Annotated in this window: 7 protein-coding genes; all 7 read left to right on the plus strand. The window is 40.9% G+C overall.

Translation table 11 applies throughout. From position 1 onward, the window contains the following. Positions 1 to 435: 435 nt before the first annotated feature. The 7 genes from DEO27_RS08910 (at position 436) to DEO27_RS08940 (ending at position 12,468) form a co-directional block, all read left to right on the plus strand. A complete protein-coding gene (locus DEO27_RS08910) occupies positions 436 to 1,692 on the plus strand; it encodes an efflux RND transporter periplasmic adaptor subunit (RefSeq protein ID WP_112570679.1) in 1,257 nt (418 codons plus the stop codon). 130 nt (positions 1,693 to 1,822) lie between these two features. Next, positions 1,823 to 2,500, plus strand: a complete 678-nt coding sequence (locus DEO27_RS08915; RefSeq protein ID WP_090525339.1) for an ABC transporter ATP-binding protein — start codon at positions 1,823 to 1,825, stop codon at positions 2,498 to 2,500. A gap of 194 nt (positions 2,501 to 2,694) precedes the next feature. Continuing rightward, positions 2,695 to 5,064, plus strand: coding sequence for an ABC transporter permease (locus tag DEO27_RS08920; RefSeq protein WP_112570631.1), 2,370 nt, complete (start codon positions 2,695 to 2,697; stop codon positions 5,062 to 5,064). Between the two features lie 61 nt (positions 5,065 to 5,125). Continuing rightward, entirely contained in the window at positions 5,126 to 6,370 is a 1,245-nt protein-coding gene (locus tag DEO27_RS08925; protein WP_112570632.1) for an ABC transporter permease, read from the plus strand. Positions 6,371 to 6,405: 35 nt separating this feature from the next. Then, a complete protein-coding gene (locus DEO27_RS08930) occupies positions 6,406 to 7,518 on the plus strand; it encodes an ABC transporter permease (protein WP_223818195.1) in 1,113 nt (370 codons plus the stop codon). A 120-nt stretch (positions 7,519 to 7,638) separates the two neighbouring features. Beyond that, positions 7,639 to 10,005, plus strand: a complete 2,367-nt coding sequence (locus tag DEO27_RS08935) for an ABC transporter permease (protein WP_112570634.1) — start codon at positions 7,639 to 7,641, stop codon at positions 10,003 to 10,005. A 78-nt stretch (positions 10,006 to 10,083) separates the two neighbouring features. Further along, positions 10,084 to 12,468, plus strand: a complete 2,385-nt coding sequence (locus tag DEO27_RS08940) for an ABC transporter permease (RefSeq protein WP_112570635.1) — start codon at positions 10,084 to 10,086, stop codon at positions 12,466 to 12,468. Positions 12,469 to 12,476: the final 8 nt, after the last annotated feature.

Consider the following 12,476-nt stretch of genomic DNA (forward strand, 5'->3'; position numbering starts at 1 on the left):
TGCCTCAAAATAATAACATATAGTTATTAAGGTGTCAATTTAATAAAAGTTATAAATTTAAATTAAATTGTATCTCATTATCGAAACTACCTGAATAAACTTTTGGCATTGTTGCCATGAACTATACGCTAACAAACCATCTAATATGAACGATAAATCAAAGACTCGCTAATGTTATCATCTGTTACAATTTTTATGCTAAATCCGCGCATTTTATGCAGCATATCATATAAATGCTTCACAATGAAGTGCTAATCTGTATTTGTATATAAAAGGCCATTATTATATGAAAAAACACTGTATCAATACCGTACACCTGATGTAACAGAAGCGTACGCTTAAATACTATGTTTTGTGTTTAAATGATTGAAAAACAGTATTTTAATTTGTGGCATATCTTTTTGTTATAACATTTCAAAATATTATAAAAATACAGTGGACAGAAAAATTGAGAAAAAGACCTGGAACAGCAAGAAGATACTTACCATTGCAGGTATTACAGGCATTATTTTACTAATTGGCGGCAGTATTTATCTTACATCTGGTAAAAGTAAACTTGATGTTGATACTGAACGCTTAACTATAAGTACTATTACTAAAGGCCCTTTCCAGGAGTTTATACCGGTTAATGGCGTAGTTATGCCGCTGACCACCATATTTCTTGACGCGTCAGAAGGTGGTGTTGTTGAAGAAAAATATGTTGAAGACGGAGCCAACCTTAAAAAAGGCGACCGGATATTAAGAATGTCTAACACCGATCTTGAGCTTACCTTAGCTAACCAGGAAACCGCGGTTTACGCTGAGCAAACCCAGATGCAGATCTCTCACAATAACGCCCAGCAAAATACCATTAGCAAGCTAAATACAATGGCCGATGTAGAGAATGCTTTTAAAGAAGCCGAAAGGATCTACAAACTGGATAAACACCTTTATGATCAAAAGGCTATCGGTCAGCAGGAATATCAGTCGGCAAAAAATACTTATGATTACCAGTTGAACCGTTATAAACTGGCTAAACAAATCCTTTCGCAGGATACAGCGTTGGTTAAGCAACAGGCTTCACAATCGCAGGAGCAATATGCCCACATGAAAACCACGCTTGAACTGATGCGCAAAAAAGTGGCCGGTTTAGTGTTGGTTGCTCCAACAGATGGTCAGTTAACTTCAATGGATGCCGAAGTAGGACAGAGCAAAAACAAAGGTGAGCACTTAGGGCAGATAGACGTACAATCGGGCTTTAAAGTTAGGGTTGATATTGACGAGCATTACCTGTCACGTATTTATGCCGGCCTGAAAGGCGATTTTCAATTTGCCGAACAAACCTATAACCTGGTTATTAAAAAGGTATATACCCAGGTAAAAGCCACAGGTAGTTTCCAGGTAGATATGCAATTTGTAGGTAAAGTGCCAACTGGCATCCGTAAAGGACAAACCCTACAGGTAAGATTGGCGCTGAGCGATCAGATGCAGGCTGTGTTGGTACCTAAAGGTGGTTTCTTCCAGCAAACCGGTGGTAACTGGATCTTTAAGGTAAGTGAAGATGGCACAAAGGCATATAAGGTAAATATCCAACTTGGACGCCAGAGCCCTGATTATTTCGTGGTAACTGAAGGCTTAAATCCGGGCGATAAGGTTATTACTTCAAGCTATGAAACTTATGGTGATATTCAGGAGCTTGTGCTGAAAAAATAACTTAACCCGGCTGCAACGCCGGGCTCTGTTCAAGCGTCATTATAATATAAACCGAACTAATTAATAAATTAAGATAAACAAAAAATAAGATCAGGCCGCCATACAGGTGGCATGAATAACGGAGGCACCAATGATAAAAATTTCCAATCTTGAGAAATTCTACCGTACCGAAGAGGTAGAGACCATCGCGTTAAACAAGTTATCGATGGAAGTAGCAACGGGCGAGTTTGTGGCCATTATGGGCCCGTCAGGTTGTGGTAAGTCAACCTTGCTTAACATCCTGGGCATGCTTGACGATCCGGATGCCGGCAGCTATGTTTTTAACGAAATTGAGGTAGCTCATTTTAACGAACGTAAACGCGCCGATCTGCGTAAGCATAATATCGGTTTCGTGTTCCAGAGCTTTAACCTTATTGATGAGCTTACAGTATTTGAAAACGTTGAACTTCCTTTGATTTACACCGGTGTAGCCGCTTCAGAGCGTGTTAAAAGGGTAGAAGAGGTGTTAGACAAAATGCAGATCATGCACCGTCGTAACCACTATCCGCAACAACTATCAGGTGGTCAGCAACAGCGTGTGGCTATAGCCCGTGCGGTTGTTAACAAACCAAAACTGATCCTTGCGGATGAGCCCACCGGTAACCTGGACAGCAGCAACGGTAACGACGTGATGGAACTGCTTACCGATTTGAACGAACAGGGAACAACCATTATCATGGTTACCCACTCTGAGCATGACGCCCGTTACAGTCACCGTATTATACGCCTGCTTGACGGACAAACCGTTATGGAAAATATCATGGTGTAGCTTATTTGAGTTCATTGTTGATAGTTTATAGTTCATGGGAGAAGAAGAACTTCCGACTTAAAACTTTCGACTTCGGACTTAGACCACCGCCCCCGAAATCAGTTTATAATAAGTTAATAATTGCCTCTGCTGCCCTTCCCCGCATTTGCGGAGAAGGGCATTTGGAGTGTTTTTGTTATTAAACCGCTACTCCTATGTTTAAAAATTACCTGAAAACCGCATGGCGAAACTTAATTAACACTAAGTTTTACAGTGCCTTAAACATTGTTGGCCTCACCATTGGCCTGGCTGTTGGTATGCTTATTTTGATTTGGGTGCAGGACGAGCTAAGTTATGATCGTTTCCATAGCAAAGTCGAAAGCATTTATAAAGTTAACGCTTCCATAGGTACTGGCGCAAGTAAACAGGTTTGGGGTGGTGTACCGGGGCCGGTAGCAGCATTTGCGTTAAAAGAGGTACCGGGCGTGGTGAGCGCGGTGCGGGTTGTAACCTCCTATGATTATTCGGTTTTTAGGTATAAAGACAAATTGCTGAAAGAGGATTTTGGTAAAGCATCATATGTTGATGATGCCTTTTTTACCATGTTCGATTTTAAATTATTGAAAGGGAATGTCGAAGCTCCTTTCCCTAATGATCAGTCAATAGTTATTACCGAAAGTACCGCCAAACGTTATTTTGGTAATGAAGATCCAATAGGCAAAATACTCACCGGCGATAGTAAGGATCCATATACAGTTTCGGGCGTATTGGCAGATTTTCCGGCCAACTCAAGTATTGGTGGAGATATCTTATTCTCCATGAATGTAAAAAAGAAACAATATACCGGTAAGGATTTCTGGAAATCAATGGATCAGGATTGGGGCAATTACTATACTACTACCTTTTTGCAAGTAAGACCAGATGTTTCTACCAAAGCCATCGCCGATAAACTTACCGACATCCATATGAAAAACCAGCCGGGTATAAAACCTACCGATGGTGTTTTTCAATTACAAGCTTTAAAAGATATTCACTTGTATAACCCCGATGGCACATCTGCGGGGATACAAATAGTTAAAATATTTTCGATTGTTGCAGTGCTGATATTGCTCATTGCCTGCATCAATTACATCAATCTTTCAACTGCCCGCTCCATGCTTCGTTCAAAAGAAGTGAGCGTGCGCAAGATCATCGGAGCCGAAAGGAGCCAGCTTTTTATGCAGTTCATTATCGAAACTGTATTGTGCTTCTCAATAGCCCTGGTGCTGGCTTTCTTGCTTATATATGCCGTAATGCCTGTTTATAATAGCATTTCGGGCAAACAAATGCACTTCGACCTGTTCAACGCCAACGTATGGCAGGTTATTGTTTTGACCATTATTGCAACGCTTGTTGCATCAAGTATATATCCGGCATTATTGCTTTCATCTTTCAAGCCTATCAACGCGCTTAAAGGAAAGATAGCTGGTGCAGGAAACGCTACCTTCAGAAAGGTTCTCGTAGTGTGCCAGTTCGCGTTTTCCGTTGGGTTGATCATCGGTACATTGATTATCAATAAACAGCTTCAATACATCCACTCCATACAATTGGGTTACGATAAAGAGCATGTGTTTTCACTGCCTATGCGGGCCATGCAAGATCATTACGAAGCTATTAAAGCCGAGTTGTTAAGCCATACCGAAATAAAAGGCGTAAGTACAGGTAATACCAGTGTAATAATTGGGAACGGAAGCACCAGTGATACTGATTGGGACGGGAAAGCATCGGATGTAAGCCTGTTAATCAGTCCTTTTGATATGGATAAGGATTTCATTGGAATGTTCAAGCTAAAGTTTGCGGCAGGCACAGGCTTTACCGGTGTAAAGTCAGATTCGGCGCACTATATCCTTAACGAAACTGCTGTAAAACTTGCAGGGATTAAAGATCCTATTGGCAAACGCTTTAAACTTCATAACGTTGACGGAACGATTATTGGGGTTGTAAAAGATTTCCATTTCGCTTCGTTAAAACAAACCATCGAACCGGCTATATTCTCCTACAGGCCGAGCTCATGGCAAATGTTCGTAAAAACTACCGGTAAAGACGCGCCGGCGGCTATTAAGCTGGTAGAAAAATATTGGAAGCAGTACAACGCTAATTTCCCGTACGAGTATAGCTTTTTGGATGACGCTTATAACGAAATGTATAAGTCTGAGCAGCACACCAGTACATTGTTCAACATATTCGCAGGTATAGCCATATTTATTTCATGCCTGGGCCTTTTTGGTTTGGCTACTTATACCGCGCAAATTAAAGTTAAAGAAATTGGCATTCGTAAGGTGTTGGGTGCCAGTGTTGGTGATATCACTACCATGTTGTCACGGGATTTTCTGTTGTTGGTTCTTCTTGCTATTGTAATTGCGTCGCCAATAGCATGGTACGCCATGAATAAGTGGCTGATGGATTATGCTTACCGTGCCGAAATTCATTGGTGGCTTATTGCTGTTGCGGGTGGTGGTGCAGTAATAATAGCTTTTGCAACCATTAGTTTCCAGGCTGTGAGGGCGGCTTTGGCTAACCCGGTTAAGAGTTTAAGATCAGAATAAGTGTTGATAGAGATGTAGCGCAGTAGGAGAAAACTAATATCAATTATATCAGTAACCCAGGATGCTTAAAATTTATTTAAAAACGGCTTATCGAAATTTACTCAAAAACAAAGCCTACGCTTTTGTAAACATTTTGGGTCTTGCTGTTGGCATCGCGGCCTGTGTACTCATTGGGTTATTTGTTAGTAACGAAAGAAGCTTTGATAACTTTGTACCGAATGCGGATAAGGTTTATCGTCTTACTGAATATATGCATTACGATGGTACGGCACCATCCACAGCTGCAATTGTTGGCCCGCCCGTTGCGCCGTTTCTGAAGGCTAATAATAACGAAATAGATAGCTATACACGCGTTTTTCCTGCAGTACCACTTGTTTATCCATCGGTGACTATGGAATACAAGGGTAAAAAGATAAAGGCTGAAAAGCTGGTTTGTACCGACACCACCTTTGCCAGCATGTTTAACCCGCTTATGATTGAGGGTGAAAGAAATAAGTTCACCCGCGATCAAAATACCATTGTGCTTACCGCCAGTCTCGCACATAAGCTTTTTGGCGATAGCCCTGCATTGAACAAAACTATTCAATTACATACTGCTGATACATCAGTAACTAATTTTACAGTAAGCAATGTAATTGCCGATATGCCTAAAAACTCCCATTTGCAGATTGAGGCAATGGTGCCTTTCCCTAAAGAGTTTTTAAATAGCTTTTTGGGTACAAATTATAATGTTTTAATGGGGGCAACGTATTTGAAAATATCCAATAACAAAAATATAGGCTTACTTGAAAACAGGCTGACAAAAACTATTCATTCCAAAAGCAAATTTATTGATTTTACCTTACAACCTTTAAACCGTATCCATACCGGCTCTGTCAATATTAGCTACGATCAGCTCAACTATAAAAAGATTGATGGTAAATACCTCAATATATTTATAGTAATAGCCATTGCCGTTTTTTTAATTGCTTGTGTAAACTTTGTTAATCTTACTACAGCCATTGCGGGATACCGAGGTAAAGAAGTGGCCATCAAAAAAATTGTAGGCGCAAGGCGTTTTCATGTAGTTTTCCAGGTACTTATTGAAACCTTCTTTTCGGTATTATTATCATTGATATCAGCGCTGTTGCTTATCACTATCTTTTTGCCATTGTTAAATAAACTGCTTGACAGGGAGCTTACTTCAGGAAGTATTTATCACGGCGCTATGCCTGTTGTTTTTGTAGGTATACTGATAGGAACTACATTACTGGCTGGTATTTATCCGGCTGGTTTATCTCAAGAGCCAACACTGGTGAAGCTTTAAAAACAAAGCTGTTATTGGGCGGTTCAAAATCATCATTGCGTAATGTTCTGGTTACCGGCCAGTTTGCAATAGCCGTTATATTCATGATCAGTTTAATGGTGATACTTAAGCAGCTAAAATATATGCAGCAACGCGATCTTGGCTATTCTTATAATCAGGTTATAAAATTGCCAATGGATTTGCGGCTGGCAAAAAAAATGCAGGTACTTAAAGCAGAGATTACTAAAGTAAAGGGGGTTAAAGATATCACCAATGGCTTTATGGAAATGGGCGGCAATGGCTCATTATTTGGCATCGACTTTATTGCACCAAACGGCGAGGCGAAAAAGATCACCGTAAACATGGAGAATGCTGGTATAAATTATATCAGTTTTTTTGACATGAAGATAATGGCTGGCCATGCCTTTAGTAAGGATCAGCAAAACGAATATATTATCAACGAAACCCTGGCAAAGCAAATAGGCTATCCCAATCCTGTTGGTAAGCCTATCAACATAACTTCGTTACCTCCCGGCAGGATTATTGGCGTTGTAAAGGATTTCAATTACAGTAGTTTACATAAAACCATCGAGCCACTTATTATTGGTAGCATGGATTATATACCTTATTGGCAAACCAACTTATACGTTAAAGTTTCGGGTACCAATGTTAGCCAAACATTAAAGGATATACAGCAAGCGTTTAACGCCATAAGTGGCGACAATACTTTTGAATATCAGTTTATTGACGATCATTTTAACGAAGTATATCATTCCGAAAGACAGGCAGGAAGCATGATTGCCATCATTGGCGGCTTGGCTATGCTTATTTCGTGCCTTGGTTTGTTAAGCCTTGCAGCTTTTGTAGTATTGAGGCGCAAAAAGGAGATTGGGATTCGTAAAGTGCTTGGTGCTTCAGTTGCCAATATCACCACTTTGTTATCAAAAGAGTTTTTAATACTGGTATTCATTGCCTTTGTAGTTGCATCACCAATAGCTTATTATTTTATGAATAAGTGGCTGCAAGGTTTTGCCTACAGGATAAACATACAATGGTGGGTTATTGCCGGGGCTGGTGCAGCGGCGATAATGATTGCTTTTATAACAGTCAGCTTTCAGTCGATTAAAGCGGCTTTGGCTAACCCGGTTAAGAGTTTACGTTCTGAATAATATAGTAGTCATTGGCTCATTTGCTTCGCGTCATTATGTCATTTTTAATGATTGCAAATATTTGGCTCAAACGCAGGGCAAAAAATGACTTAATGACCAAATGATTTAAAATGAATCGTCATGTTAAAGAGTTATGTAGTTATTGCTTTCAGGAATATCCGTCGTAACCTGAGTTACGCCTTTCTGAATATTTTCGGACTTACTTTGGGTGTAGCGGCTTGCCTGGTAATTTTCCTGATTGTAAGAAATGAGCTTGGTTACGATAGTTACAACAGCAAAGCCGACCGCACATACCGGGTAACCCTACATGCACTTGATTTTAACTCTAATGTATCCCTGGCAATTATACCGGCCATGCGGATTGATTTTCCTGAACTGGAACAAGCCACACAGTTTTTTTACCAGGGCGATGCCATGATTAAGATCGGCGAAAGCCGGTATAATGAGCATAATGTAGCCTTTGGCGATAACCAGATTGATAAGGTTTTCGATTACCAGTGGCTGGCCGGCGACCCGAACACGGCCCTTAAAAAGCCAAATAGTGTTGTGCTCACCGAGAGTATCGCTAAAAAATATTTTGGCAGTAGCAACGCTGTCGGCAAACTGATCAACTTTGAAAATCGATTGGATGTAAAGGTAACAGGCATTATTAAAGATCTGCCGGCAAATACCAGTGTACCATTCTCTTTCCTGATTTCATTAAGCAGTATCGAAAATAACTTAAAAGGAATGATGGGCAACTTTTGGGCTATTCCCGGAGGTAGCTATGCTTATATTGTTTTGCCAAAAAACTATTCCATCCAACAACTGAATAGCAAAATGCCAGCCTTTATCAAAAAGAATTGGGGCGCTGATGTAGCAAAAGCGGCTGTTTTACCTTTTCAGCCTTTGAAGGATATTCACTTTGATCAGCGTTATATCAACAACATCATTACACCGACTTCGAAAGATACATACTACGCATTAATAGGCGTGGCGTTGCTCATCATTATTACAGCGTGTATCAATTTTATCAACCTTGCTACAGCCCAAGCTATCAAACGGGCTAAAGAGGTAGGTATGCGTAAAGTGCTGGGCGCAAGTCGCCCGCAGCTTATTAAACAGTTTTTGGGCGAAACTACCGTGCTGGTTTTATTTTCGGTGTTGCTGGGTGTTGGTTTATGCGCTTTGTTCCTGTCAAAAGCAGCGGCATGGATGTCTATCAATGTCGATGCTTCGCAACTGACACAAGCTACGGTGATAGGCTGGATAGCTACCATTACCGTAGCTGTGATCCTACTTGCGGGTTTATATCCATCGTTTGTACAATCAGCATTTCAGCCGGTTGATAGTTTTAAGAATAAGAACGCGGGTGCCAGCGGGAAGCTTACTTTGCGCAAGGGCCTGGTGATAGGGCAATTTGCGATATCGCAAATCATGATCATAGGCACATTGATTGTAGCCCGGCAGATGGACTTTTTTAAAAATCAGGATCTTGGTTTTGATAAGGAAGCCGTAGTATCTGTAGGGCTGCCCGACATGAAAAAGCGGGACGTGTTAAATCAGCAATTGGCAGGGTATCCTGGCATAAAAGAGATTAGTTTTTCATCAGGCGCGCCGGCATTCAACAGCAACTTTACCAGCTTTTCATCTGTAGAGCTGGGATTCCCTAAAGACGATGTTACCGAGTACAAAGCCATAGATGAAAAGTTTACAGATATGTTCGGGCTGCAAATGCTGGCCGGACAAAAGATTTGGAAAAAGAACGAAAAGGATACTGTTCATAAAGTTGTCATCAACGAAACGATGATGCAGAAATTGGGTATCCAAAATCCGCAGCTGGCTATAAATAAGCACATAACGATTAATGGTGATCAAAAAGCGACCATCGTCGGCGTTGTGAAGGATTTTCAAAGCGAATCGAAACATAAAAAACGCCGCTCATGTGTATTGGAATATAACCCGGACCGGTTTTTCATGGCGAGTATCAAAATGCAACCGGCCAATATGAGTGAAACTATCAGTTACATCGGTAAAAAATGGTCGGCACTGTATCCCGATAATGTTTTCCAGTTTCAGTTTGTTGATGAGCACATAGCCAATTTTTACAAACAGGAGCAAAAGGTATACGTGGCGTTCCAACTTTTCTCATACATCGCAATTTTTATAGGTTGTTTGGGTCTATATGGTTTGATAGCCTTCGCTGCGTCACAACGTACCAAGGAGGTTGGTATACGTAAAGTATTAGGGGCACCAGTTTCAAGTATTGTGGCCCTGTTTACCAAAGAGTTTATTTACCTGATTGCAATAGCGTTCGCCGTAGCGGCACCGCTTGGTTATTATGTAATGCATAGCTGGTTGCAAAATTTTGCATATCATATCAATATAGGGCCCGGGATATTTATGGTGGCGATAGTGTCGTCATTTATTATAGCAGCCGTTACCATATCATACCAGGCCATAAAAGCCGCCATGATAAACCCGATAAAGAGTTTGAGGGACGAGTGATTCAGTTTGCAGTGGCTGTGGGCAGCTTGCAGTTGAGCCATGCAAACCAATGAACTAATGAACAAGTGAACCAATATCATGATAAAGAATTACATTAAAATAGCGTTCAGGAACCTTTGGCGACACAAGGGTTTCTCGATAATTAATATTATCGGGCTGGCTGTTGGGATGACGGCTGCTTTCCTGATTTTTATGTACGTAAAATTTGAGCTGAGTTATGACAATTTTAATGAAAAATCTGATCAGATCTATCGTGTGGTATCGGATATCAAAACACCTACCGAAACCTTAAACTGGTCGTCGTCAATAGCGCCTATTGGTCCGGCTTTGCAACAGGATTATCCGGAAATAGAGGCTAACACCCGCATTTTTGGCGCGGGTTTCCTTGTACAACGCGGTGATTTAAAACTACAGGAAAATAACGCGCTTTTTGCTGAACCTTCGTTGTTTAAAATGTTCACTTTTCCGGTTGTGAAAGGTGATGTTGGTAAGGCCTTTTCGTTGCCATATACTATTGTTTTGACTGAAAAGGCCGCGAAAAAATATTTTGGTACCGAAGATCCGATCGGTAAGCCATTAATCCTTGATGGTAAAAATCCTGCAAGCGTTGTTGCCGTGGTAAAAGATGTACCATCTAATGCTCACTTTAAGTTTGATATGCTCGTGTCTATTGCAACCATAGCAAAACAAAGTAAAGACAGGTTAAACCAGTGGGGCAACTTTGGCAATTTTACTTATATCATGTTGCCAAAGGGATACGATGTCAACAAACTGCAATCGCGGATGAAAGCCTTTGTTAACAGGCATTATACCGAAGCTGATAAAAAGCAAGGTATGGATTATGCCTACTTTTTGGAACCATTAAAAGATGTTTACATGGTATCCAAACGCGGCGCGCCCGAATCAGGCAACATGTACAACGTTCGCATCTTTTCTATTATAGCCGTATTCATTTTATTGATAGCCTGCATTAATTTCATAAACCTTACAACGGCCCGGGCAACTGAAAGGGCTAAGGAAGTAGGTATCCGCAAGGTAATTGGAGCAATGAAACAGCAGCTTACTATTCAATTTCTGAGCGAATCGGTCATTCTTTGTTTAATCTCGTTCCTGTTTTCGGCCTTGTTTAGCTTTTTGTTATTGTCGTTGTTTAATCAGTTGGCTGGTAAAGTGATAAGTGACAGTATCTTTCACAATGGCTACCTGTTTCAGCTGTTTTTAATCGCTTGTGTTATAGGGCTATGTGCTGGTTTGTACCCGGCACTGGTGTTGTCAAATTTTAAACCTGTTACCATATTAAAAGGTAGGTTTAGCAAATCAACCAAAGGTATTTTATTGCGTAAGGGACTGGTGGTTACACAGTTTACCATATCTATAGTGCTTATTATCGGTACTATAGTGGTTTATAACCAATTGAGTTTTATGCGTAACCAATCGCTTGGTTTTCAGAAAAACCAGATGTTAACTATTGATTTCAGTGGTGATTCGGCAATACAAAGCAGGCAGGAAATCATCAAGAATGAGTTGAGGAAAATTCCTAATGTTTTGGGTGCCACGGCATCGGGGGCCATCCCGGGTTTCGGTAATAGCGTGGCGTATTCTGAAATTCAGAACCAGGCCGGCGCCATGCAGCAAATGAACATGAATATGTATGATGTTGATTATGATTTTATTCCGCAGTTTGAAATGAAATTGATTGCCGGTCGTATATTTTCAAAAGCCTTTGGCACCGATACGACAAAGGCCATTGTTATCAATGAAGCTGCTGCAAAAAGCCTTGGTTACCGCAACCCTGCCGATGCTGTAGGCCGGAATTATTCGCAGTGGGGGCGTACCGGTAAGATCATCGGCGTTTTGAAGGATTTTCATTTTCAATCATTACAGGAAACAGTAAAGCCTCTGAATATGCGTATAAACACACGTGGTACAGGTGCTTTTACCTTAAAAATAGCAGCTAAAGAGGTTCCTGCAACTATCGCTGCCATTCAAAACAGGTGGAAAACTTTAGCTCCGGAAAGACCATTTAATTATGTGTTTGTTGACGAAACCTTTAACAAGCAATATGCTTCTGAGGTAACGTTCGGCAATTTGTTCCTGAACTTCGCGGTATTGGCCATATTTATTTCGTGTCTTGGCTTGCTGGGCCTTGCATCATACAGTACTATTCAACGCACGCGCGAGATCGGTATTCGTAAGGTACTTGGGGCTTCAGTGTCGGGGATTGTAAATATGCTGTCTAAAGAGTTTTTGATCCTGGTGCTTATTTCATCGCTGATAGCATTCCCCGTAGCCTGGATAACTATGCACAATTGGCTGCAGGATTTTGCCTATCGCATAAGTATCAGCTGGTGGATATTTGTATTTGCAGGTGTACTGGCCCTGGTAATAGCTTTCACAACAGTGAGCTTTCAGGCTATTAAGGCGGCACTGACTAACCCGGTGAAGAGTTTACGATCAGAATAATTATTATT

It is taken from the genome of Mucilaginibacter rubeus, assembly GCF_003286415.2.
GTDB lineage: Bacteria > Bacteroidota > Bacteroidia > Sphingobacteriales > Sphingobacteriaceae > Mucilaginibacter > Mucilaginibacter rubeus_A.